Source organism: Enterobacter sp. BNK-22 (assembly GCF_048684805.1).
Lineage (GTDB): Bacteria > Pseudomonadota > Gammaproteobacteria > Enterobacterales > Enterobacteriaceae > Enterobacter > Enterobacter quasiroggenkampii.
Genome location: NZ_JBLQTT010000001.1, coordinates 1,319,212 through 1,342,118, shown reverse-complemented (window position 1 = coordinate 1,342,118; position 22,907 = coordinate 1,319,212). Strand labels below are relative to the sequence as shown.

The 22,907-nt window shown below is 57.8% G+C and carries 29 protein-coding genes and 1 pseudogene; 20 read left to right on the top strand and 10 right to left on the bottom strand.

Annotated features, from left to right (window positions below; translation table 11 throughout):
* Positions 1-43: 43 nt before the first annotated feature.
* The 3 genes and pseudogenes from ACMGGE_RS06130 to ACMGGE_RS06120 all read right to left on the bottom strand — a co-directional run bounded on the left by ACMGGE_RS06130 (position 44) and on the right by ACMGGE_RS06120 (position 2,271).
* Positions 44-658: a TetR/AcrR family transcriptional regulator gene (locus ACMGGE_RS06130; RefSeq protein WP_045910456.1), complete on the bottom strand. Its 615-nt coding sequence runs from the start codon at positions 656-658 to the stop codon at positions 44-46.
* Between the two features lie 307 nt (positions 659-965).
* A pseudogene (locus tag ACMGGE_RS06125) lies at positions 966-1,276 on the bottom strand (PTS sugar transporter subunit IIB).
* A gap of 83 nt (positions 1,277-1,359) precedes the next feature.
* Positions 1,360-2,271, bottom strand: coding sequence for a LysR family transcriptional regulator (locus ACMGGE_RS06120; protein WP_196346279.1), 912 nt, complete (start codon positions 2,269-2,271; stop codon positions 1,360-1,362).
* Between the two features lie 99 nt (positions 2,272-2,370).
* On the opposite strand from ACMGGE_RS06120, the gene ACMGGE_RS06115 reads away from it, so the two are divergent.
* The 3 genes from ACMGGE_RS06115 to ACMGGE_RS06105 all read left to right on the top strand — a co-directional run bounded on the left by ACMGGE_RS06115 (position 2,371) and on the right by ACMGGE_RS06105 (position 4,807).
* Positions 2,371-3,486, top strand: a complete 1,116-nt coding sequence (locus tag ACMGGE_RS06115) for an alkene reductase (protein WP_420293525.1) — start codon at positions 2,371-2,373, stop codon at positions 3,484-3,486.
* Positions 3,483-4,202 carry an SDR family oxidoreductase gene (locus tag ACMGGE_RS06110; protein WP_420293524.1) on the top strand — a complete coding sequence of 240 codons (720 nt, stop codon included), beginning with the start codon at positions 3,483-3,485 and terminating at the stop codon, positions 4,200-4,202. The genes ACMGGE_RS06115 and ACMGGE_RS06110 overlap by 4 nt, the downstream gene beginning before the upstream one ends.
* Before the next feature lie 65 nt (positions 4,203-4,267).
* Positions 4,268-4,807: an ester cyclase gene (locus ACMGGE_RS06105; RefSeq protein ID WP_420293523.1), complete on the top strand. Its 540-nt coding sequence runs from the start codon at positions 4,268-4,270 to the stop codon at positions 4,805-4,807.
* Positions 4,808-4,846: 39 nt separating this feature from the next.
* Here ACMGGE_RS06105 and ACMGGE_RS06100 read toward each other — a convergent pair whose 3' ends face one another.
* Complete coding sequence (locus ACMGGE_RS06100) at positions 4,847-5,314, bottom strand: nuclear transport factor 2 family protein (RefSeq protein WP_325818429.1); 468 nt, start codon at positions 5,312-5,314, stop codon at positions 4,847-4,849.
* 104 nt (positions 5,315-5,418) lie between these two features.
* Here ACMGGE_RS06100 and ACMGGE_RS06095 point away from each other — a divergent pair, with 104 nt between their 5' ends.
* Complete coding sequence (locus ACMGGE_RS06095; protein WP_420293522.1) at positions 5,419-5,997, top strand: TetR/AcrR family transcriptional regulator; 579 nt, start codon at positions 5,419-5,421, stop codon at positions 5,995-5,997.
* 111 nt (positions 5,998-6,108) lie between these two features.
* On the opposite strand, the gene ACMGGE_RS06090 is transcribed toward ACMGGE_RS06095, so the two are convergent.
* Positions 6,109-6,666, bottom strand: coding sequence for a histidine phosphatase family protein (locus tag ACMGGE_RS06090; protein WP_325818426.1), 558 nt, complete (start codon positions 6,664-6,666; stop codon positions 6,109-6,111).
* A gap of 172 nt (positions 6,667-6,838) precedes the next feature.
* Here ACMGGE_RS06090 and ACMGGE_RS06085 point away from each other — a divergent pair, with 172 nt between their 5' ends.
* Genes ACMGGE_RS06085 through ACMGGE_RS06070 form a run of 4 tightly spaced genes read left to right on the top strand, consistent with a single transcriptional unit; the run spans position 6,839 to position 8,829 of the window.
* Complete coding sequence (locus tag ACMGGE_RS06085) at positions 6,839-7,234, top strand: DoxX family protein (protein ID WP_023292497.1); 396 nt, start codon at positions 6,839-6,841, stop codon at positions 7,232-7,234.
* Entirely contained in the window at positions 7,231-7,863 is a 633-nt protein-coding gene (locus ACMGGE_RS06080) for a TetR/AcrR family transcriptional regulator (RefSeq protein ID WP_420293521.1), read from the top strand. The genes ACMGGE_RS06085 and ACMGGE_RS06080 overlap by 4 nt, the downstream gene beginning before the upstream one ends.
* 30 nt (positions 7,864-7,893) lie before the next feature.
* The gene (locus ACMGGE_RS06075; protein WP_045910463.1) at positions 7,894-8,298 is read left to right on the top strand and encodes a VOC family protein; all 405 of its coding nucleotides are present in this window, start codon (positions 7,894-7,896) and stop codon (positions 8,296-8,298) included.
* 18 nt (positions 8,299-8,316) lie between these two features.
* Positions 8,317-8,829, top strand: coding sequence for a GNAT family N-acetyltransferase (locus tag ACMGGE_RS06070; RefSeq protein WP_248221327.1), 513 nt, complete (start codon positions 8,317-8,319; stop codon positions 8,827-8,829).
* On the opposite strand, the gene ACMGGE_RS06065 is transcribed toward ACMGGE_RS06070, so the two are convergent.
* Together ACMGGE_RS06065 and ACMGGE_RS06060 are read right to left on the bottom strand one after the other, a co-directional pair.
* Complete coding sequence (locus ACMGGE_RS06065) at positions 8,810-9,598, bottom strand: hypothetical protein (RefSeq protein ID WP_048223072.1); 789 nt, start codon at positions 9,596-9,598, stop codon at positions 8,810-8,812. The two genes, ACMGGE_RS06070 and ACMGGE_RS06065, sit on opposite strands and share 20 nt — an antisense overlap.
* A gap of 1 nt (position 9,599) precedes the next feature.
* Positions 9,600-9,797, bottom strand: a complete 198-nt coding sequence (locus tag ACMGGE_RS06060) for a hypothetical protein (RefSeq protein WP_008502331.1) — start codon at positions 9,795-9,797, stop codon at positions 9,600-9,602.
* Between the two features lie 261 nt (positions 9,798-10,058).
* Between ACMGGE_RS06060 and ACMGGE_RS06055 the strand changes: the two genes are divergently transcribed.
* From ACMGGE_RS06055 to ACMGGE_RS06020, 8 genes are read left to right on the top strand one after another with little or no spacing between them, the layout of a single operon-like run.
* The gene (locus ACMGGE_RS06055; RefSeq protein WP_045910466.1) at positions 10,059-10,493 is read left to right on the top strand and encodes a nuclear transport factor 2 family protein; all 435 of its coding nucleotides are present in this window, start codon (positions 10,059-10,061) and stop codon (positions 10,491-10,493) included.
* Complete coding sequence (locus tag ACMGGE_RS06050; RefSeq protein WP_111966724.1) at positions 10,490-11,209, top strand: SDR family NAD(P)-dependent oxidoreductase; 720 nt, start codon at positions 10,490-10,492, stop codon at positions 11,207-11,209. Before ACMGGE_RS06055 ends, ACMGGE_RS06050 begins: the two co-directional genes overlap by 4 nt.
* On the top strand, positions 11,206-12,465 hold the full coding sequence (locus ACMGGE_RS06045) for an NAD(P)/FAD-dependent oxidoreductase (protein WP_420293520.1): 1,260 nt from the start codon (positions 11,206-11,208) through the stop codon (positions 12,463-12,465). Before ACMGGE_RS06050 ends, ACMGGE_RS06045 begins: the two co-directional genes overlap by 4 nt.
* A gap of 1 nt (position 12,466) precedes the next feature.
* Complete coding sequence (locus tag ACMGGE_RS06040) at positions 12,467-13,189, top strand: DUF1365 domain-containing protein (protein WP_111966722.1); 723 nt, start codon at positions 12,467-12,469, stop codon at positions 13,187-13,189.
* Complete coding sequence (locus tag ACMGGE_RS06035) at positions 13,186-14,406, top strand: class I SAM-dependent methyltransferase (RefSeq protein ID WP_414455152.1); 1,221 nt, start codon at positions 13,186-13,188, stop codon at positions 14,404-14,406. Before ACMGGE_RS06040 ends, ACMGGE_RS06035 begins: the two co-directional genes overlap by 4 nt.
* Positions 14,403-14,888 carry a DUF2878 domain-containing protein gene (locus tag ACMGGE_RS06030; protein ID WP_111966720.1) on the top strand — a complete coding sequence of 162 codons (486 nt, stop codon included), beginning with the start codon at positions 14,403-14,405 and terminating at the stop codon, positions 14,886-14,888. The genes ACMGGE_RS06035 and ACMGGE_RS06030 overlap by 4 nt, the downstream gene beginning before the upstream one ends.
* A complete protein-coding gene (locus ACMGGE_RS06025) occupies positions 14,885-15,406 on the top strand; it encodes a hypothetical protein (RefSeq protein ID WP_048030580.1) in 522 nt (173 codons plus the stop codon). The genes ACMGGE_RS06030 and ACMGGE_RS06025 overlap by 4 nt, the downstream gene beginning before the upstream one ends.
* Positions 15,403-15,927: a DUF3833 domain-containing protein gene (locus ACMGGE_RS06020; RefSeq protein WP_048030578.1), complete on the top strand. Its 525-nt coding sequence runs from the start codon at positions 15,403-15,405 to the stop codon at positions 15,925-15,927. Before ACMGGE_RS06025 ends, ACMGGE_RS06020 begins: the two co-directional genes overlap by 4 nt.
* Before the next feature lie 424 nt (positions 15,928-16,351).
* On the opposite strand, the gene ACMGGE_RS06015 is transcribed toward ACMGGE_RS06020, so the two are convergent.
* Together ACMGGE_RS06015 and ACMGGE_RS06010 are read right to left on the bottom strand one after the other, a co-directional pair.
* On the bottom strand, positions 16,352-16,810 hold the full coding sequence (locus ACMGGE_RS06015) for a DMT family transporter (RefSeq protein ID WP_420293519.1): 459 nt from the start codon (positions 16,808-16,810) through the stop codon (positions 16,352-16,354).
* Between the two features lie 3 nt (positions 16,811-16,813).
* Entirely contained in the window at positions 16,814-17,248 is a 435-nt protein-coding gene (locus ACMGGE_RS06010; RefSeq protein ID WP_045910475.1) for a DMT family transporter, read from the bottom strand.
* Positions 17,249-17,343: 95 nt separating this feature from the next.
* On the opposite strand from ACMGGE_RS06010, the gene ACMGGE_RS06005 reads away from it, so the two are divergent.
* Both ACMGGE_RS06005 and ACMGGE_RS06000 read left to right on the top strand, forming a co-directional pair.
* On the top strand, positions 17,344-18,285 hold the full coding sequence (locus ACMGGE_RS06005; protein WP_420293518.1) for a LysR substrate-binding domain-containing protein: 942 nt from the start codon (positions 17,344-17,346) through the stop codon (positions 18,283-18,285).
* A gap of 69 nt (positions 18,286-18,354) precedes the next feature.
* Positions 18,355-19,296, top strand: a complete 942-nt coding sequence (locus ACMGGE_RS06000) for a LysR family transcriptional regulator (protein ID WP_047075296.1) — start codon at positions 18,355-18,357, stop codon at positions 19,294-19,296.
* Here ACMGGE_RS06000 and ACMGGE_RS05995 read toward each other — a convergent pair.
* Positions 19,293-20,351, bottom strand: coding sequence for an ABC transporter substrate-binding protein (locus ACMGGE_RS05995; RefSeq protein ID WP_196346290.1), 1,059 nt, complete (start codon positions 20,349-20,351; stop codon positions 19,293-19,295). The genes ACMGGE_RS06000 and ACMGGE_RS05995 overlap by 4 nt on opposite strands.
* A gap of 220 nt (positions 20,352-20,571) precedes the next feature.
* On the opposite strand from ACMGGE_RS05995, the gene ACMGGE_RS05990 reads away from it, so the two are divergent.
* Together ACMGGE_RS05990 and ACMGGE_RS05985 are read left to right on the top strand one after the other, a co-directional pair.
* Complete coding sequence (locus ACMGGE_RS05990) at positions 20,572-22,140, top strand: ABC transporter permease (RefSeq protein WP_420293517.1); 1,569 nt, start codon at positions 20,572-20,574, stop codon at positions 22,138-22,140.
* Positions 22,137-22,880 (top strand): ABC transporter ATP-binding protein, encoded by a 744-nt coding sequence (locus ACMGGE_RS05985; RefSeq protein WP_325841407.1) that lies wholly within the window; start codon positions 22,137-22,139, stop codon positions 22,878-22,880. The genes ACMGGE_RS05990 and ACMGGE_RS05985 overlap by 4 nt, the downstream gene beginning before the upstream one ends.
* Positions 22,881-22,907 lie beyond the last annotated feature (27 nt).

The following is a 22,907-nucleotide window of genomic DNA, read 5'->3' as shown; positions in this document are numbered from 1 at the left end:
CCGCATTCTCTGACCAGTGACCAATAATGTCAATGGTCACAAATTAGGGGGCCAGGCTTCTTAATATCAGTGAGGAGAGAAGCACCGCGGCAGCGGGGGCCATTTCAAGGTTGTACTGCAGCTGAACGGGATTAATAAAAGGACACATCACCATGTGGATGGCCTGAGTGACCTCATCCAGTGGCGTTTTTCTTTCAAACTCTCCGGCCTGCCTGCCTTCGATAATGATGCTCTCAATCAGCTTCATCAGGCTTTCAGCATACCGTTCAGTCGACGGCCACTGCTCGCGTGCGGCGACGGCGGCGATGTCGTAAAGCTTGCGATCGTGGAAAAACAGCTCGCTTCCTGCCTCGGTAAGCGCTTTGAAAAGCCGGCGTAATTTTTCGCTTGCTGACGGTGCACCCTCGAGGGCGGAAAGCACTGCCGCCATGATCAGCTCCAGGCGGTTAGCGCAGATCACCTCGCCGATAGCCTGCTTGGAATCGAAGAACTTATAAATGTAGGACTTAGAAAAACCGATCGATTTCGCCAGCTCGGCAACGGTGGTTTTTTCATAGCCGTAGTGACCGAAGTGCTCAAAAGCCGCTTCGACGATTTGCTCTCTGACAGAATGGTCAAGTGGACCACGTATTGATGGGGCGTTCATAGTTTTAGTCATTATGTAAGCTTAGCGTGACAGGCGACGATTAACAACGAGTGACCATTTAGTACTTTGGTTACCGTCATTGATCATGAGCCCTTCAGATGGGACGATCAACCCGGTGGGGTAAGTGTATCACTGTTTTTCACGCACGATGGCATCTATCTGCCGACGATAAGCGAGGGTTTCAGCGCAGTTCCCTTGCGCTGAACAAAGACGTTTTTTGCTTAAGCCGAGAGTGGACGCAGTATGATCAGAATGTCCGAGGAAACCGTGTTTGATCGGCGTGTGAGAGGAGGCCGCAGAACCGATGCGGCCTTATATTTCAGGCAGCCAGTTCAGGCATCTGTTCCTTTACGAAATCCAATACCTTCCTCGCGTCCAGAGAGGCATAGGGAAGACTCTCAACGATGGCGAGTGAATGCGTATTACCCACCGTTTCTTTTATCTCATCGAGTTTGTACTGAATGTGCGGCGCGATGAGGAAACCATCGAAAGCGGGAGCGACACTGGCGAAGTTATCCAGCCCAACAGCGCTAATCATCAGCGGATAGCCTTCGCGTTCTGCCAGAGACTGCATCTTTTTGGCGAGCGAGTTTGCGGTATTACCAAACAACATATCAGAAGCTTTTTCATGTTTTGTTCCTCCTGAAAACCGCTCTCAGGGTAGTCCTGAGGGTGTCACCGAAATGGGCGCTGTCTCTTATTTTGGCGACAAATTAATGTTCTTTTAGCCAGTCGAGAAAAAACTGGCTGAACGCCGTAACCTGAAGCGGCTGCAGCCTGCGCTGCGGATAAACAAACTGCAGCCCGACATCTTTGCGATCGTATCGGCTAAAGCCGGTGAAGCTGTCGGCAAACAGCACCGTGAGTCTTCCGGCCTCAACGTCGTCTTTGACGTCCCACCACGATTTCCCCGCGATGCCGGCCCCGCTTAGCGCCCACTGACGAAGCACTGCGCCGTCGTCGCACACCATGGCGGGCTCGACGCGTACAATGTTTTCCTCTCCCTCTTTTTCAAAACGCCATTCGTTCATCACCACGCCCTGAGACTCCAGCGCCAGGCACCGGTGTCGGGCTAGATCGGCAAACGTGGCGGGGATGCCGTGGTCGTTAAGATACGCCCCGGAGGCAACCAGCACCCGATGGTTCGGGCGGATGTTTCTGACGACAAGGCTGCTGTCCGGCAGGTTACCGAAACGCACGCTCATATCCAGCCGGTTAGCAACCAGATCCTCAACGTGTTCTTTTAGCGAGATGTAAAATTTTACGGCAGGATGGCGTCGGGAAAATTCAATGACGGCAGGGCTGAGATACTGTCTGCCAAAGTCCGAGGGAGAGGAAAGGCGAATGTTGCCGCTGAGCACGCCTTCTTTTTGCGTCAGCAGCGACTCGGCGTGATGCACCTCTTCCAGCACGCGCAGCGCGGCGTGGTAAAACTCTTCGCCTGCGCGGGTCAGGGTGAGAGATCGCGTGGAGCGATGAAACAGCCGCGTCTGGTAACGCTCCTCAATCGCCTTCAGCCTGGCCGTCATGGTGGCAGGGGAAAGCGACAGGCGTCGTCCGGCGGCGGAAAGACTTCCGGCCCTGGCGACTTCCACCAATAAGGCCATGTCTTCGAGTTTACCCATTATTCATTTTTTCCGAAAAGTGCATCTATTTTTAGCGTAATTATCAAAATAAGATGCCGACTGTAAAGTTATTTCATCCAAACCATAAGGGATGAAAACATGAAACCTACCTCACTCTTTGAACGTTACAGGCTGGGTCAGTTAGAGCTGAAAAATCGTATCGTCATGGCACCGATGACCCGCGCGCGCTCCCTTCAGCCGGGCAACATTCCCTCCGCGCTGATGGCCGAGTATTACCGGCAGCGGGCCAGCGCGGGGTTAATCATCACCGAAGCCACGCAGATCTCGCCTCAGGGTCAGGGATACTCCTGGACGCCCGGCATCCATTCGCCGGAGCAGGTTTCAGGATGGCAGCTCACGACGGGGGCCGTGCATCAGGCGGGCGGCGTCATTTTTTCTCAGCTCTGGCACGTTGGACGAATGTCGCACGCCAGCTTTCACCCGGACGGTCAGCCCGTCGCCCCGTCTGCCCTTCCGCCAGACGCGCAGGTGTGGGTGGTGAATGAGCGTGGGGAAGGCGAGATGGTTGACTGCCCGCGGCCGAGAACGCTCTCACGCAAGGACATTCAGAACATCGTCGCGGACTATCGCCAGGCCGCTTTGAATGCCGTCCAGGCCGGGTTTGATGGTGTGGAGATCCACGGTGGAAACGGCTATCTGATCGACCAGTTCCTGCGCCAAACCTCCAACAAACGCACGGACGAGTACGGCGGCACGCTGGCGAACCGGATCCGCTTCGCCCAGGAAGTGTTAAGCGCGATTGCCGAAGCCATTGGTCACGACCGTACGGGCATCCGTCTTTCGCCGTTTATTACCCAGCGCGGGATGAACGACCCACAGGTCTCTGAAGCCATACTCGCGCTTGCGGCCTGGTGCGAACAAAAGGGGATTGCGTTCATCCACCTGGCGGAAGCCGACTGGGACGACGCGCCGCAGATACCCGAGCGTTTCCGTCAATCCCTTCGCGAGACCTTCAGCGGAACGCTGATCGTCGCGGGCAACTATGACCTTGCCAAAGCCGAAGAAATTCTGGCGGCGGGCTATGCCGATTTGATTGCCTTCGGACGACCGTTTATTGCCAACCCGGATTTGCCTCACCGGCTGTCGCACCGCTTGCCGCTGGCCCAGGTGCGCGACCCCGCCACGCTGTTTGGCGGGACCGCCACGGGCTATACCGATTACCCAACGTACACCCTGCAGGAGGAAACGTTATGACCCGTAAAACCTTAATTATCGGCGGCGCTTCCGGCATCGGTTTCGCCGTGGGCACCCTGCTTGCCGGGCGCGGCGAGGAGATTATGCTTGCTGGGCGCGACAGCGTGAAACTGGACGCTGCACGGCAACGACTGAGCGCTCATGCCGCGTCTGTTACCACTCTCGTGCTCGATATCAGCCGTGAGGCAGAGCTTGTTGCGCTCAGTGAAACGCTGGGCGAGGTCAATAATATCGTCGTCACGGCGGGTTCACAGGCGCCGGGCGGACTCCTTTCCGGACTGGATCTCCGTGCGGCAAGACATGCCTTTGATACAAAATTCTGGGGAAGCCTCAATGTCGCCCGCTATCTCAGCGGGAACATCGCTCCCCGCGGTACGCTGACCTTCACCAGCGGCTTTGTGGCGCGCCGCACCGTGGCGGGCGCCATCGTAAAAACCACGATGAATGCCGCCATTGAGGCCGCGACAAAAGTGCTGGCGAAGGAGCTTTCCCCGCTGCGCGTCAACGTCGTGAGTCCGGGGCTGACCGACACGGAAGCGTATGCGGGGATGGACGCCGCCGCGCGGGAAAAAATGCTCGCCGGCGCGGCGGAAACCCTGCCAGCCAAAGCCTGGGGAAGGGCGGAGGACATCGCGCAAGGATATCTTTTCGCCATGGACAATCCCTTTGTCACGGGGTCGGTCATTGATATTGAGGGCGGGGCGTTAATTAACTGAACCCCCACCGGTTTGAACCGCAGGAAATCGTCTGCGGGTAACGTAATACTCTGTTGAGAGACATCATGAAATATACGACGTGTTTTCGTCCAGCTGTGGCGATGCTTATTCTTGCCGGTCTGTCCGGCACCGCATTTTCGGCGCAGCTGGAATGGCTTCAGCCGAAACAGCTTATTGTTGATAAGAGCTTGCCCCAGGCGCAATTAAGGACGAATGAAGCCGTTGCCAGAGAATATGCAACGTTCTGGAATACGGGAGAAGAATCCCTGGCGCGTGATGCGCTGGCGGTGAATTTCATCGATAAAACGCCCCCGGAAGGTCGTAAGCAGGGGCCTGAAGGCGCTATTTTAGCCTCGCGTGCGTTTCGCACGGCCGTGCCCGATTTGCGCTGCGACGTTGAGCAGATGATTATTTCAGGCACTCGCGTGGTTTCGCATTTGCATTTTTACGGCACATTCACCGGGACATTCGGCAAGCTGAAAGGAAAAGGGCAGAAAATAGATTTCATCGCTACGGATATTTATGAAGTCCGCGACGGTAAAATTGCGGCAAACTGGCATATTGAGGACAACCTGACGCTAATGAAAGAACTGGGCGCACTCTAAACGCATCACTCCGGGGCGCCCCGGAGTGATGTAAAAATCCTATAAGCCCAGATCGCTCAGCGACGGGTGATCGTCCGGGCGTCTGCCCAGCGGCCAGTGGAACAGTCGCTCGGATTCTTTTATCGGCATATCGTTTACGCAGGCAAAGCGGCGCTTCATCAGCCCGTCCGGCTCAAACTCCCAGTTTTCATTGCCGTACGAGCGGAACCAGTTGCCTGAATCATCATGCCATTCATAGGCATAGCGGACCGCGATGCGGTTTTCCGTAAAGGCCCACAGCTCTTTAATCAGACGATAGTCCAGCTCTTTTTTCCATTTCCGCTCCAGGAACGCCCGGGCCTCTTCACGGTTGGTGGCGAACTCTGCGCGGTTGCGCCATTGGGTATCCAGCGTATAGGCCAGCGCGACTTTCGCCGGGTCGCGACTGTTCCAGCCATCTTCTGCCAGCCTGACTTTTTCGATGGCGCTTTCACGGGTGAAGGGCGGTAAAGGAGGACGTGTGTTCATGGCGGTTACCTCAGTGTGATTTTATGTAGACAGATCTGTCTACCTGGGGTAATCTATGCCTGAAAAATAACGCTGTCAACACCCTTTTTGAGGCTGTCGAAAAAATGAAAACCGAACACACAGGCAACGAAACAAAAATTAGCGTCCGGGATAAAATATTACTCACGGCGCACGATCTGTTTTATTCCACGGGCTTCAGGGCGACGGGGGTGGATACGCTGATTAAAGAGGCGAAAGTGACGAAGGTGACGTTTTATCGCCATTTTCCGAGCAAAAGTTTACTTATTCTCGCCTATTTGCACTATCGGCATGAAATATGGATTAACTGGTTTGAATCCACGCTGCGTCGACATCTCGATGAAGGCGAAATACCTGCTGATGCGATTTCTGCAACGCTCTGTGAATGGTTTGTTTCGCCGGAGTTCCGCGGCTGCGCGTTTATTAATGCCAGCGCCGAAGCCAAATCCGAAGATATTGAAAGCGAAATAAAAGCGATATGCCGCGATCATAAAATCGAAACAAAGAGTATTATTGCGTCGCTGACGACGATCGCGGATGAGCGCGTCGTCAATGAAATCATGTTGCTCATTGACGGCGCCATTATTCATGCGCAGATGGGCATGGAGACGGATGAGGTCATCACGTCGTTGAAGAGGGTGCTGGCAGACTTAATCGGGGGCTAGCGAGGATCCCCTTAGTCCTCCAGACGGGCTAACAGGTGCATTCAGCATTTGCGAGTAACAGTCGGCTGGCGTGCGCCGAGGATGAACAATCCTCGGCCTCAGCATGTGCCGCTATACAATGCTGTAAACCCCCGCTCCCCAGTACCCCTTACCCGGACGAGTCTGTTCTTTCCAGCCTGATGCGATCAGTTCTTTTGCAATGAACCGGTTGATGACCCCGTGCCCCATGAGCAAGAGGGGTCCGTCGGCGCCCCTTGCCGCCGACATGAGGATCTCAGCCGCCTTAGCGGCACGTTTTTTTACGGCGCTTACGCGCTCTGACTCGCCAGACAGGCCGCAGAGCCAAAGAACGCGAAACAGCGCTGCCCAGTAAAAAGGCGATAGCCGTAACCCCGGAATACGGAACACCGGCAGCTCTGCTTCCCGAAAAACCTCATCAATTAAGCCCGGTTCACACCCCAGCGATTTCAATGATGAAAGGGCTCGCGGGAGAGGGCTGCTGAGAAACGTCAGCGCGCGGTACGCGAGGATTTGAGCCATCTCCGAAGGTCTGTCGCGTCCCGTTGAAGAGCGGTTATAGCTGTCGATCCATCCCACCATTTCCCTGTACGACACCTTTCCCGCGCCCCTGTATTCGGGTTCGCCGTGGCGCATCAAAATAATTTCCATATGTCTTCATCGCTCACCATCCATTCACCAGAGGCAGACTAGCGCGTTCTCACACTGATTTTCACCCACCCGTTTTGGTGTTTCAGGGCGTTGATCGCACTTATCACACTTGTCGGTCTGTTAATTAATAAGTAGACTCGCCAGTCTTTTAAATGATCAAAGAGATAATTCAGTGTCAAAAATCACGTCATCTATCACAACACTCTGTCTTTCAAGAATTTTACTGACCTTTTTCTTCTGGATGGCAGGCTTTTACGGGTTGTTCAACTTTGGAGAGATTGTGCTGGAAATGGTGGACGTGGGTCTCCCCTGGCCCGTCTTATTCGCGACAGGCACCATTCTCTGTCAGCTTGTAGGCTCTGCTCTGGTGATTTCGAATTTTGCGGGCTACGGATGGATTGGATCGGCAATGCTGATTGTGTTTACATTACTCACCATTCCGGTGGGGCATCCATTCTGGAAATTTAGCGAGCCCCAGCGCACCCAGGAGTTTCATATCGCGCTTGAACACATAACCGTTATCGGGGGGCTCATGATGAGCATGCTTTTGTCAGGTCGTAAACGATGAGAGAAAAGGTTAGGCAGAAAGGCCGCCCAAAAGATCCGTCAAAGGAGCAGGCGATACTGCAGGCCGCAAGAAGCCTCTTTCTCGAGAAAGGCCTCGATGTCACGACGGAAGAAATTGCCCGCGTTGCCGGGGTGGCAAAAGCCACGCTTTATGCCAATTTCGCGGATAAAGATCTGCTTGTTGAGGCCGTACTCCGTAAGGAATCGGATCTGACCATCAGTGACAGTGATTTTTCCGAGCGGCATCATCTGTCGTTGACCGAGGTCTTAACCGCGTTTGGCAACCGTTTTGTCCGCTTCATCAACCAGCGCGAGCTGACGGGCTGGGACCGCTTAATTGCCTCCGCCGCTATTCGTCATCCGGAGTTACCCGCGCGTTTTTATGCGGCAGGTCCCGGCAGGGCGCAGCAGATGCTGGAGACAATTATCGGTGAAGCCGTTGAAAAGGGCTTACTGATCGCGTGCTCCCCGCTCGAAGCAGCTGACGACCTGGCCGGGTTATGGCTCGGGATGACAAGCCTTGAGATAAAGCTTGGCGCCAGAAAAAGCTTATCTGATGAAGAAATTGCTCGTCGGGTTACGCATGCGATCGCTGTTTTTATGTGCGCGTATTCAGTGGAAAAGCGCTGAGCATAACCATTTAGAGTAAAGGTAACGGAAATGAGAACACAGAAACGATGCCTCGGCTGCGTGGCTATTGTGGTTGATGACTACGATCGCGCCATTGAATACTACACCGGCAAGCTGGGGTTTACCCTTGTAGAGGATACGCCCCAACCGGGAAAACGCTGGGTAGTCGTCTCACCCAACCCGGAAAGCGACTGCAATATTTTGCTGGCTCGTGCGTCTAACGAAAGGCAGGAAGGTTTTATCGGTAATCAATGCGGTGGCCGAGTTTTCCTGTTCCTTCAGACGGATGATTTTTGGCGCGATTACCATGCCATGAAAGCAAAAGGCGTTCATTTTTGTGAAGAACCTCGTGAGGAAGAGTACGGTATGGTGGTGGTGTTTGAAGATATTTACGGCAACCGCTGGGACCTCTATCAACATGCCCAACGCGGGTGATGACCAGGGATACCTTCCATGACTCTTCGAATTCGACAGGCCAGCGGGGCCGATTCTTCGCTCTTAAGCGAACTTGGATACCGCATTTACCCCGCCCATTTTCAGCATCTGTGGGTATCAGACGCCGAGATGAAGGCCTTTCTGGACGGCGAGTACGCCGTTTCTGTACTTGAACAGAGCCTAATAGATAACACTGTGTCCTGGTATGTTGCAGAGACCGATCGGCCAGTGGGATTCATGAAAGTGACCTGGGACGCCATGCTTCCAGAAACGGACAAGAGGGGCGTTCTCCTCAACAAGCTCTACCTCGATCCTGCCGAGACCGGCAAGAACTATGGTCAGGACATGTTCAATAAAATTATCGACATGGCCCGGAGCAGGGGAAAGGACTATCTCTGGCTGGAAGTGCTTGAGCAGAACGGAGGAGCGTACCGGTTCTACCAGAAGCAGGGCATGCTCTGCATTAAGAACGTCCTTTTTGAAACAGCCTCACAGCAGAGCATACTCAGAATTATGGGGATGTCTCTTTAGGGCCAGGGCTCTCATCCCGCTGTGCCAGCGACAGCGCGCTGGCGCTGGCGGGATCGAACAGCGAGATGCTCTCAATCTGATTGAGTAAAATCACCTTGCGGAATGACATGGCGCTGCGGGGTTCCGAGTCGAGCGTAATGTCATGCTCGGCGTACCACCGGCTGTAATTATTCTCGATGCGCAGGTTCATCGTCTTCTCGTCCCGGTACCCGCTCAACATCGGGATCAGCACGATATTGGCCGTTTTTTCATATTCCAGCGTCGCTGTGTGGATCATACCCACGTATATCCGCCTCGAGCGGAGCGTGACCTGCGCCAGCTCGCCTTGCTCCATACACTGATAGAGCAGTTGCTCGATCCCGCTCGCCTGCGCAAGCCGTTTGTAGAGCTTTTTCCGGCTCTCGCCGTCCAGCCTGGCGCTGCCTGCCCAGTTAGACCGGTAGAGACAAAACAGGATGGCAAACGCCAGCATCACCACCACCGGAGCCTGAATGCCTAAAAAACTCCAGTTCATAAAGTCGATTTGCCAGTCGGTGTATCTCGGTGAGGCAAAGTGGAAAGCGTTGTTGGCGGCGGAAAGGCTAAGCAGCAGCAGCCAGAGCAACCCCGTGGCAATCACCCCCTGCAGAACGAAAATACAGCCGTAAAGCGCAACGAGAAAATAGACATCCCAGCCGAAGGAACGCTTGATTTTAAAGCGGGTCGACAGGTCGCGGCTGGTGTACCAGTACCCGCAGACCATCAGCACCATAAATATCGCCGTTCCCATATCAGGCCCTCTTCAGCGCGTTAACGTGACGCAGAAAGTCCTGCCGCACCTCGTTGCTCTTGTAGTTCACCGAGGCGTTCCCGTCCTGGTCGATGATGATGCGGTCGCCATCTTCCACGGCTTCAATAATTTCCTGCTGACTCATCACCTGCAGTAAGGATTCCGGGCTTGAGAACAGGGAGAGAAAGAAACGTTTCATGTCAGGCATCCTTATGAATAAAAAGGATAAGCCTGGAGGATGACCGCTGAATTTGCCTTAAGGATAACCTGAAAGTGAGTGAAAGCCGGGTGGCGGCTACGCCTTACCCGGCCTACAAAACCTTCAAGCGAATGAGTTTTCAACTTATTGATATTTATGTGTAATAAAAAATAAATTCGCACAAACTTGGACAAATAACGTTAATTGTGTAAGTTTTAATTATGCGATTACGCCACGTTGTTTACAGCCAGGATGTGACCCATGAGCACTTTGCCCTCTGTCGTGAGTCGGTTTGTCGAGTACTACGCCGCACTGGATAGCCAGCCGCCGTCCGCGCTGGCGGGGCTTTATCATTCGAATGCCACGCTTATCGACCCCTTCGGTGAGCACAACGGTATTTTTGCGCTTCAGCGCTATTTCACCCATCTGCTGGCCAACGTCGAGAACTGCCGTTTTTCTATCGATCCGCCGCTGTGCAGCGGGAACCGATTTGTTGTCACCTGGGTGATGCACTGGTCGCATCCGCGCATTGCCGGAGGCGAACCGCTCGATCTGCCGGGGTGCTCGGTGGTGGAGACGGAAAACGATCTCATCACGCGCCAGCGGGACTACTACGATGCGGGAGAGATGATCTACGAACATCTTCCTCTGCTGGGCTGGGCGGTTCGCGGCGTGAAGCGGAGGGTGAAATCATGAAGACGGTGTTGATTACCGGCGCAAGCTCGGGGATTGGCGCCGGGCTGGCGAAATCCTTCTCTGCTGACGGCTACCATGTGATTGCCTGCGGGCGCGATCCGGCGCGTCTGGAAGCCCTGCATCAGATCTGCCCCAATCTCACCGTGCGCCTGTTCGATATGACGGACAGGGACGCCTGTCGCCAGGCGCTGACCGGCAGCTACGCCGACCTGATTATTCTCTGCGCGGGTACCTGCGAATACCTCGACGGTGGCGTGGTGGATGCGGCGCTGGTGGAGCGGGTCATGAACACCAATTTCCTCGGGCCGGTGAACTGCCTTGAGGCGCTACAATCGCAGCTGGTTGCCGGTAACCGTGTGGTGCTGGTGAGTTCGATGGCGCACTGGCTTCCCTTCCCGCGTGCAGAGGCCTACGGCGCGTCCAAAGCGGCGCTGAGCTGGTTTGCCGAGAGCCTGCGCCTGGACTGGGAGCCAAAAGGGATTGCCGTCACGGTTGTCTCTCCGGGCTTTGTCGATACGCCCCTGACGCAAAAAAACGATTTTGCCATGCCGGGCAGGGTGACCGTCGACGAGGCGGTCAAGGCGATCCGTATCGGACTGGCGGCTGGGAAAATGCACATCGCGTTTCCGTCCGGGTTTGGCTTCATTTTGCGGCTGCTTTCCGGGCTGCCTGCGTTTCTTCAGCGCACGCTGCTGCGCAGGATGGTGCGTTCATGAACATTGCGATTATCGGCAGCGGCATTGCCGGGCTGACCTGCGCCTGGCGGCTGGCCGGACACCATCAGGTGACCCTGTTTGAAGCGGGATCGACGCCGGGCGGCCATACCGCAACGGTTGACGTGACGACGCCACAGGGTACATACGCGATCGATACCGGGTTTATCGTCTACAACGACCGTACCTACCCGCGCTTTATGGGTCTGCTCAGCGAGCTGGGCATCAGCGGGCAAAAAACGCAGATGAGCTTTTCGGTGCACGACCCCGCGACGGGGTTTGAGTACAACGGCCACACGCTGACGTCGCTGTTTGCCCAGCGTCGAAACCTGGTGAATCCGGCATTCTGGCGGCTGCTGGGCGAGATTGTACGCTTTAACCGCCTGGCAAAACAGGCGCTGGACGAGGAAGTGGATCCGAACGCCACGCTGCAGACGTTTCTGGACCAGCACGGCTTCACGCCGTTTTTTGCGCGCCACTACATTCTGCCGATGGGGGCCGCCATCTGGTCATCGTCGCTGCAGGAGATGACGCGCTTCCCGCTGCCGCTCTTTTTACGTTTCTTCCAAAACCACGGTCTGCTGGATATCACCCATCGCCCGCAGTGGTACGTGGTGCCGGGCGGCTCGCGGGAGTATATCCGCGCGATGCTGGACAAATTGGGCGATCGGCTGACGCTGCATCTCAATACGCCGGTTCAGCGGGTGAGCCGCCACGAGCGCGGGGTCACGCTCCAGCTCGAAAACGGCAGCCATACCTTCGATCAGGTGATATTTGCCTGCCACTCCGCTCAGGCGCTGGCCATGCTTGACGACCCGACCACCGCAGAGCGCGAGGTGCTGGGCGATATCGGCTGGCAGCGCAACGAGGTTGTGTTGCACAGCGACCCGCGCTGGCTGCCGGTGCGGCCGCGCGCCTGGGCCAGCTGGAACTACCGCCTGAGCGAGCAGGCGCAGGCCAGCGCCTGTGTCACCTACAACATGAATATCCTGCAGGGGCTGCCTGCGGGCAGCCCGCTGTTCTGCGTCACCCTGAACCCGGACGCGGCGGTGGATGAGCGCTTCGTTCTGCAACGCTTCGTTTATGAGCATCCGCTGTTTAACCCGCAAAGCTGGCGGGCGCAGGCGCGGCGCGGCGAGATCAACGGCCACCGACGGAGCTGGTTCTGCGGAGCCTACTGGTACAACGGTTTTCATGAGGACGGGGTGCGCAGCGCGCTGGACGTGGTCAATGCGATAGCGGCCGGGGAGAGGAACTGAGATGAACAGCTGCCTTTACCACGGCGTATTACGCCACCGCCGCCTGCAGCCGAAAACCCATGAATTTCGCTACAGCGTGTTTATGGCCTGGCTGGATCTCGATGAGCTGCCGCTGCTCTCGTCCGTCGGTGTGCGGCGCAATCGCTTTGCTGCCGCCTCTTTCCATGACGCGGACTATCCGCTCGGCACGCCGCTTAAAGAGAACGTGCTGAGCAGGCTGGAGAGCCTGACCGGGGAACGTCCGGACGGGCGGGTCATGCTCCTGACGCAGCTGCGCTATTTCGGGTTCCATTTCAATCCGGTCAACTTTTACTACTGCTATGACGGGAGGGGAATCCTGCGCTGGCTGCTGGCGGAGGTCCGCAACACGCCGTGGAACGAACGTCATTATTACGCGGTCGACGGGCAACATGCCCAGCCCACGGAAAAAGCGTTTCACGTTTCCCCCTTCAACCCGATGGACATGATCTACCACTGGCGCTTCAACGACCCGGATAACACGCTGCATATGCACATTGAAAATCATCAGGAAGCGAAGGTGTTCGACGCCACGCTGGCGCTGCGCCGGGAGCCTCTGACGCGCCCCGCGCTGCGTTCGCTGCTCCTGCGTATCCCGCTTATGACCCTGAAAACCGTTTTCGCCATTTACTGGCAGGCGCTGCGCCTGTGGCTCAAGCGCGTGCCGCTGTATAACCATCCCGTCAGCAGGAGTGAACGCTCATGACCGATCCCGTCTTTGCGTTAGAACCCGATATCCCGCGCAACGTGCGCCTTGCGCGCTGGCTGCTTTTTCGTCTGTTAAGCGGTATCCGCGGCGGCTCGCTCACGCTGCGAGAAGGGGCGCAGACTTTTCATTTTGGTGAGTCAGCCTCCGCGCTGCATGCCGACGTACAGATCCTGACGCCCGGCGTCTACTGGCGTGTCTTAACGGGCGGGAGCCTTGCTGCGGCAGAAGCCTGGATGGACGGCGAATGGGAAACTACGCACCTTACGCCGCTACTGGAACTTCTGGCGCTCAACGGCGAGGTGCTTGGCCGTCTGGAAAACGGGTTCCGTCTGTTCGGCAGGCCGCTGGAGCGGCTACGCCACTGGACGCGGCGAAACTCCCGCGCGCAGGCGCGTGAAAATATTGCCGCCCATTACGATCTGGGTAACACCTTCTATGCCCATTTTCTGGATAAGGAGCTGCTCTATTCCAGCGCCTTGTTTACGGAGGAAGAACAGGATCTCACGGCGGCCCAGCAGGCCAAAATGGCGCGTCTGTGCGAACAGCTGGCGCTGAAGCCGGGCGATCATCTGCTGGAAATTGGCACTGGCTGGGGGGCGATGGCGGAATACGCGGCCCGTCATTATGGCTGTCGGGTGACCACCACCACGCTGTCACAGGAGCAATACGTCTGGGCGACCGAACGAATTGCCCGCGCCGGACTGCAGGATCGGGTCGAGGTGCTGCTCTGCGACTATCGCGACCTCACCGGGCAGTACGACAAGCTGGTCTCGATAGAGATGATTGAAGCCGTCGGGCAACGCTATCTGCCCACGTTCTTCCGTACCTGCCAGGCGCGGCTGCGCCCGGGAGGACGCATGGCGATTCAGGCCATCACCATTCAGGACCAGCGCTATCGCGACTACAGCAAAAGCGTCGATTTTATCCAGCGCTACATTTTCCCCGGCGGCTTCCTGCCGAGCATCACCGCGATGAACGATCTGATGACGCGCCACACCGATTTCGTGGTGCGCAATCTGTTCGACATGGGGCCGGACTACGCCCGCACGCTGGCGCACTGGCGGCAGCGCTTTGTCCACGCCTGGCAGGAGATTGAAAAGCTCGGCTTTGATGAGCGGTTCCGCCGCATGTGGCTGTACTACTTTGGCTACTGCGAAGCCGGGTTTAACGCCCGCACCATCAGCGTGGTGCAGTTGACCGCCGAGCGCGTATGAAACGATATCTTCAGGTCTTTCTGCTGGCCGTCGCGTTCGATCTTTACTGGACGCTGGTGGTGCTCTTTCGCGAAAAGGGCCTGATTATCTGGCTCGCGCTGGCGATCCTGGCGTGCCTGCTCTTGCCGTCTGTATATCGTTTTTACGCCATCGGGCTGGCCGCGGCGGGCAGTTTGCTGGATACGCTCTGGGCGCTGACGGGACTGATAGCCTTCACGGGCGAGTCTCTGATGCCGCTATGGATGGTGGCATTGTGGCTGATGTTCGCCACCGTCTGGACGCAGCTTACGCGCACCACCACGTTGCCCGGCTGGCTGCTGACCCTGCTGGCCGCCGTGGGAGGCCCGGTGGCGTACCTGATTGGCGAGCGGCTGGATGCCATCACATTTCTGGAGCCGACCTTTATCGTCGTCAGCTGGATGGCACCGGGTTGGCTGGTGTTGATGCTGTTTTTCCACCTGCTGATGGGGAGACAAAAATGAGAGCTGCGATTTTGCTGCTTTGGCTGATCGCCATGCCCGCGGCCCAGGCCGCCGACTGGCTGGCGTGGCGTAAGGTGGGCGATGCCACGCTCACCTGGGGGCCGTTCACCGTCTATACCTCCCAGCTGCGTACGCCGGATGGGCGTTACGGTCGGGAGAACCAGGATCAGGCGCTGATAATTACCTATGCGCGCGACATCGATCGCGATGAGCTGGTCGAGGCGACCCGTGACCAGTGGCAGGCGCAGGGGATCCTGGCGCAGGAACCGCAAAGCGAAGCCTGGCTGCGGATGCTCCGGTCGCTGTGGCCGGATGTTCGACCGGGCTCACAGCTGGCGTTTGTCCTTGATGACCAGCAGGGGCAGTTCTGGTACCGCGATCCCACCCTTCAGAAAACCTTTATTCCTCTGGGACCACGCCAGTCAGAAGCGTTCAGTACCCGTTTTCTGGCCATCTGGCTGGCTCCCCGTACGCAATATCCTGAGCTGCGTCAGCAGTTAATCGGAGGCCAAAAATGAAACGTTTCCTGATGATGGTGCTGGCATTAACGATGCTGCTGGCGGGCTGTAGCACGGAGGTGACCGAATACCGCCACCAGCAGCCGCGGCTGGATATCTTCCACTTCTTCCAGGGCAAAACCGAAGCGTGGGGGATGGTGCAGGATCGCAGCGGCAAGCAGATCCGACGTTTTCACGTTGAGATTGCCGGGGATGTTATCGGCGATACGCTGACCCTGAACGAGCACTTCGTTTACGACGACGGCGAGAAGCAGCAGCGAGTCTGGCATATCCGGCGCCTGGGGAACGATCGCTATGAGGGCACGGCGGGGGATATCGAAGGGGTAGCGACGGGGCAGGCCGCAGGCAACGCGTTCAACTGGCATTACAGCATGAACGTGAAGGCCAACGGCAGCACCTGGCTACTGAACTTTGACGACTGGATGTACCTGCAGGATGAGAACCATCTGTTTAATAAAACCGAGATGAAGAAACTGGGCGTCACCGTCGCCACGGTGACGTTGTTTTTCACCAAGGGATAAGGGATCCCCACTCAATTTGTAACCAGAAGCGATTCGGATTTTTTAAATGACATGATTATTTTGCAGCGATGACCTGGTCCGGCTGTAAATCGCTGAGGCGTTTCCTGCAGGCCGGGGCGAGGCGCAGGGATGCGCCGAGAGGGCGGGCTTTACAGGGATGTTACCTCCGCCCGTCCCCGATAAGCCGGAAGGAATAAGCCGAAGGAACCGCGAAGCGGCGATTTACCGCCGGGAGCCCGGGTCGCCAGGGTGGTGGCGATTGAGCCACCCTGGCACGTTCACAGGTCATGTCGTTACAGAGTAGCAAGGAACATAAAGTGAACGGAATGACCACTACAGCCGTATGTTCCCCCTCACCCTAACCCTCTCCCCAAAGGGGCGAGGGAACTGTTTCGTGTCTACGCTGTGTCCGCAAGGTGTGATGTTATGCCCCGGCAGAACGGGTTTTACTACCCGAGTAAATAAAGACAAGCGCAATCCCCAGGCAGACTACCGCCCCCAGACGACTCGTTGAAAACGAAATGGCGGGGTTACCCAGCCAGCCAAAGTGATCAATCAACATGCTCATGGCGAGCTGGCCAAAGATGACCGCCACCGTGGCGACGGCGGTGCCGATGCGCTGCACCGCCACGACCATAATCACAATATAAGGCACGCCAAACATTGCCCCGAGAAGCTGCCATTTCGGTACATCCAGCAGGCTGACGGCCTGCTTAGGCTCAAAGAAGAAAATCAGCAGGGCGGTCACCAGCGCGCCGACGGAGAAGGTCAGAAACGCGCTTTTGAATACCCCCACGTTGCTGCCGAGCTGGCCGTTAATGGCGGCCTGAATGCTTAGCGTTGCGCCGCCGCACACGGCCAGAAGAATCATAATCAGTGTCATACGTTACCCCTGCGCGACCAGAACCAGTGCCGCAATAATGAACCCCAGTGCAATAATGCGCTTTGCGTTTATCTTCCTGTGCGGCGAACCCAGCAGACCATAATGATCAATGATCAGGCTTTTAAAGACCTGGCCGGCCAGAATGCCAATCATGGTCATGGCGATGCCGATGGTGGGTGTCGCCACGGTCAGGATGACCACGTATACCGGACCGAGCACGCCGCCGAGCAGCTGCCAGCCGGGCTGTGCGAAAAACGACGGGCTGTTGCGCGGGCTGAAAAACAGCATCAGCAGAAACGTTAGCGCGGCGCCGACGCCAAAAATGCTGAACGTCGCCCATAAATCCCCGACCTTTCCCCCCAGCGGTCCCAGCAGGCCCGCCTCGACGGAGAGGCCCATCCCGCCAGCAATCACCAGTAAAATCAAAACAAACTGCATTCTTCTTCCTCCGTTTTCAGGCGAAGAAGATTACGTGGGTTGTTCAATGAGAAAAATGCCATAATGCAGTAAACACCTATGCGAGATATGCATTAATGGTTGACGCCAGCAACATCAACATCCGCGCGCTGCTGATCTTTATCGACGTGTATGAAGCGCAGAACTTCTCCGTCGTGGCGCGGCGGCAGGGGATATCGGCCTCGCAGATATCGCGCGTGATCCACCAGCTTGAGGATGCGCTCGGGCAGCAGCTTTTCTATCGCAATACGCGGGCCGTCATTCCCACGGAAAGCGGTCATCTGTTTATCCGTTACGCCCGGTCAATGGCGGAAAACCTGGAAGAGGCGCGCCGGGAGCTGGACGCGCGTGCGGTGGAACCGTCCGGTGCGATCCGCATTAACGGACCGGTGTTTTTCGGCCAGAAGCACATAGCCCCCGGTCTTCCCGGCCTGTCGGAACGCTATCCTCGCCTGAGCGTAGAGCTGACGCTGACCGATGATTTCATTGACCCCCACCGGGATGCGGCAGACCTTATCTTCCGCATTGGCGTGCTGACGGACTCCTCGTTTCGGGCGCGGGTGTTCGGGCAGCAGGTGTATCATCTGGCCGCGTCGCCAGATTACGTGCGTAGACACGGTGCGCCTGAAGGGCCGGACGATCTGAATCGCCATCACTGTCTTGTCTATCGCGGATCGTCAGGGCCTAACCGCTGGCTGTTGCGCAGAGCGGGCGAGGCGTGGATACACTATCCCGTGACGCCATTGATGACCTCGAATAATGCGGAAGCGCTGCTGGCTGCGGCGCGGGGTGGGATGGGGATCGTGCTGTTTCCGGACTGGCTGGTGAGCGAGCCGCTCCAGCGCGGTGAGCTGATTCCGCTCCTGCCCACGCTGGAGTGTGCCATCAATACGGAACAGCAGGCGATCGCGGCGATCTACCCCGATGCCCGACATCCGCCCCTGAACGTCAGGGCGGTAATTGATTATTACGTCGAGCGTTTTGGCACGCCGCCGTACTGGCAAACCGAGCGCGACTGACCGTCGGGATTGCGTGACAGGTCCGGCATCCAGTAGTGTTAAGGGATATCAACAGAGGATGATTGGGCCATGCACCTTGATTTTCGCCAACTTCGCAACTTTGTCGCGCTGGTTGAATACGGCAGTTTTAACCGCGCGGCGGAGGCGGTTTGCCTCTCGCAGTCCGCATTTAGCCGAAGCATTCAGGCGCTGGAGCAGAGCGTAGGGCATCCTTTATTCGATCGCCAGAGCAAGCTTCCCACCCTCACGCTGCACGGACAAACGCTGCTTCCTTATGCCCGCCGCTTTCAGGCCCTGAACGTTGAGCTCAGCAGCCAGATGCGCGAGGCGGAAGAGGCGCTCACCGGCGAGGTGATCTTCGGCTGCGGCCCGGCACCGTCGGCGCGGCTGATCCCCGCCGCGGTGGGGGCGTTTCACCGCAGCATGCCCCAGGCGAAGGTAAGGTTTCAGGTTGATAACTGGTTTGCCCTGCATCAGGCGCTGACCACTCGCCACTATCCGTTCGTCGTGGCCGACAGCTGGCAGGCCGAACTCGATCCCCAGCTTCGCGTTCAGCCGCTGAGCCCGCAGCGCTGCTTCTTTATCTGTCACGCCGATCACCCGCTGGCGAACGAGGGGCCCGTCTCCGTCCAGGCCATGCTCCGCTATCCGTTTGCCGCACCTTATTTGCCGCCAGGCGTGCGCAAAGTGCTGGCAACCCTGAGCGAGCAGCAGGATTTTTCGCCGGCAATCCAGTGTGACCACATTTATGCACTGCTTTCTACGCTGGCCCATACACACGCGGTCAGCTTCGCCAGCGAGGACGGCTTTGCGCTGTGCCAGCAGAGCCACCGCCTGGTCAAGCTGGAGCTCAGCGATCTGCCGGAAGAGTGGCGACTGATGCAGACCCGGTTTGGGATTATCTCTCCGGTTCATGCGACTCAGACGCCGCTGGTCGAGAAGATGATCGAGATTATTCTCCACGTTGACCGCCAGCACGCGCTTCAGTTGCTGGAGCAGGAGGAGATTTAGCGCGGCTGACCGTCGGCATCGTACAGCGGCCAGCGGGCTTCCAGCTTCAGCGTGGTGAGCGCCTGTTCAACGAATTTTCCCTCGGCCCACTGTCGGGCATCAAAGGCGCTGCGGATCAGGCGAGACGCCTGCGCCTGTTCAACGCTCTGGCTGAAGCTGTCCGTCAGGAACGGGTCAATTCGCGGTGAGGTGGTAAAGTTCAGGTCATCGGGGCGGAGCTCTTCCAGGAAAAGCGCCTGGGGGATCTGGCTTTGCTGCGCCATTTCAGCGGACCAGGCGTTGCGGCTGGTCGGGTCGCTTATCTCAGCCGCATTTTTCACCAGAACGTCGACGATCTGCTGGGTAGCCTGCGGCCACGCGTCGATAAAGTGCTGCGTAGCGAGCAGCGCAGCCTGCGTCGTATTCTGTCGGCCAGAGTCGCCGCTTCTGGCCACCACGTCAATTTTCTCACCGCGTAAGGCAAGAAGCGATACGCCTCCCCAGACGGCATCCACGCGACCAGCCGCCAGCGCCGCCTTACCGGCATTCCAGTCGAGATTGATCACCTGCAGGCTGCGTTCCATAAGCCCCGCCGTGCGCAGGGCGCGGTCAAACGCCAGCTGATCCGCGGTGCCGCGATAGACCGCGACCCGTTTTCCCTTCAGGTCTGCCAGAGAGCGAATGCCCGAGGCTCGGGTCACCGCCAGATAGGATTCAGACCCGCGGCTACCGAGCAGCAGGCGCGTCGGAAGACCGTTTGCCTTTCCGATAATCGCAGCAAGATCCCCCAGCCAGGCAAAATCAAGCTGCTGGTTAGCCAGCGCCTCATTCACCGCCGGTCCTGCGCCCTTGAAGAACTGCCATTCCACGCTAACGCCCTGGGGTTTAAACACGTCCTCCAGCTGATGGCGAATATACGCCATGCCGAGCGGGCCTCCGATAAAAGGCTTACTGCCTGCGCTCTGGTCCGGTACGCCGATACGTATGGTGCGCAGCGGGTCGGCGCTGGCGTTTGCTGTTAGTACTATCACGGCTGTCAGCGCCAGCAGGGTGCGGTGGATAAAAGCTTTCATCATAACGAGTGACTCCTGGTTTTTTTCTCACCCTAAAGACCTCGTCGCCCGGCTGTTAAATGCTTTTAGTGGAAAAGAACAGGTGAAAAAAAGCTAAATCAGCGTCCGTGCACCCGGCAGGTTCAGATGCATTTGTTGCATCGGGATTATTCGTGTAACGCAATGACGAAGGGCCAAAAGAGGGGGTTTGATAGCGGCATGGCTCGTTAATCAGTGAACCGCTATGTCGCAAATGATTTTAAAAACTGCACCTTCCGGCAGGTCAGGGATCCGGCTTAACGGCTGGCCGTGGCTTATGCCCACGTTCCTTCTGCTGCTGTGGTATGTCGCTGCATATGCGCGGTGGATGCCTGAACAAATTCTGCCTGCCCCTGGCGTGGTGGCTGACACGGCGCTCTCGCTTCTGCGCGCCGATCTGCTGGGGCAGTGGGCCTTCAGCCTGCAGCATCTGGCGCTCGGCCTGCTGCTGGGGGCGATCATCGGTACCGTGCTGGGCGCGCTGTTTGGTCTTGTGCCCGGGATGGCGCGCCGCGTGGAGCCGCTCTTTTACGCGCTGGCGCAGATCCCGACGCTGGGCTGGATCCCCCTGTTTATGGTGCTGTTCGGGATTGATAACGGCCTGAAGCTGGCGGTCATCATCAAAAGCACGATTGTGCCACTGACCCTCAACACGCAGCAGGCGGTAGCGAGCGTGCCAGAGGCGCTGAGCGAAGCCGGAAAAGTCATGCATTTTTCCCGCTGGCAGCGCCTGCGCTGGCTGGTGATCCCGGCAAGCCTGCCGGGCTGGTTTACCGGCCTCAGGCTGGCGCTTTCGCAGGCATGGGTATCGCTGATTGTGGTTGAACTGCTGGCTTCCTCGGAGGGCATTGGCTACCTGATGGTCTGGGGACGTCAGCTGTTCCAGCTGGATATTGTCTTTGTGACCATTGCCGTCGTCGGCATTAGCGGCATGGTAATGGACTGGTCAGCCAGCCGGCTCGGGTCGCGCCTGGTGTTCTGGCCTCAGGCTGCCGTCGGGCGTCTGGCGTGGAAACCGCAGGCCAGCTGGCGGGCGTTTCAGCTGCCCGCCGCGCTGCTGGCGCTCTGGCAGGTAGCAAGCCAGTGGGGCTGGATTGATGCCGCGCTGTTTTCATCCCCGCAGGCGGTTGTCGCGCGCTTTGTGCAGGGCGCGACGAGCGGTGAGCTGGCATCAGCCATGCTGGCTAGCCTGGAGCGCACCCTCGTTGGCGGTGCAGTGGGGATCGCCGCGGGATTTTTATGCGGCCTGCTACTGGCCCTGCGCCCACGCGTGGGCGAGATTGTCACTCCGACGCTCAACGTCCTGCGCCACATCGCTCTGTTCGCCTGGCTACCGCTTCTGACCGCGTGGGCAGGTAATGATAACGGCGGAAAGATGGTGTTTATCGCTCTGGCTTCATTTTTCCCGATGTTCTTCAACACCCTGCAGGCCGTCCTGCAGCGCAACCCGCATCTGGACGAGGTGGCCCGGGTGCTGCGCTTAAGCGGGCTGACGCGTCTGCGAACGTTGATCCTTCCCAGCGCAGCGCCCGGTATCTTTGCCGGTCTTCGGCTGGCGCTGATATACGCCTGGCTTGGCAATATTGGCGCGGAGTATTTCATGTCCTCCGGGACCGGAATTGGCAGCCTGATGATCAATGCCCAGCAGCTGCTGGACATGCCCACCATCCTCTGCGGCATGGTGCTCGTCGGTATTACCGGCGCAGCGCTGGATAAAGCCGGACGTTTACTGGAAATCCGCGCCACCCGCTGGCGCATACAGGAGCCATCATGAGCAACACGCCTTTGGTCTCGTTTCAGCAGGTGCGCAAATCCTGGCAGCAGGTAACCGCCGTGCAGAATTTTAATCTGGATATTGCCGCTGGTGAGCTGGTTGCACTGGTGGGCAGCAGCGGCTGCGGAAAGTCGACCCTGCTGCGGATGCTGGTTGGCCTTGAGCCCACAACCCAGGGCGAAATCCGCGTCAACGGCGAGCGGGTGTGCGGCGTGGGCAAGGCGCGCGGTATGGTCTTTCAGGAGCCTCGCCTGTTCCCCTGGCTGCGCGTCATTGACAACGTCATGCTCGGCCTGGCGGATGAAAAACTCAGCCGGGCAGCCAGGCGCCAGCGCGCAGAGGAGATGCTGGCGCGCGTGCAACTTGCCGAATTTGCCAACGCACTCCCCGCGCAGCTTTCCGGCGGCATGGCCCAGCGCGTGGCCATTGCGCGAGGTCTGGTGGCGCGCCCGCAGATACTGATGCTGGACGAGCCTTTTGGCGCGCTGGATGCGCTGACGCGCCACACCCTGCAACAGGAGCTGCTGCACCTCCACCAGCGTGAAGGCACCACCACGCTGCTGGTCACTCACGACGTTGAGGAGGCGGTAGCGCTGGCGGACAGGATCGTGGTGCTTTCCCCGCGTCCCGGACGCATACGCGATGTGGTTAGCCTGGCGCTGCCTCATCCTCGCCAGCGTGACGATGTCGCCTTCACGGCTGCCTGTCGCCAGATACGAAACCTGATTACCTCATCCTGACTATTCAATTTCAATTAAGGAGTAATA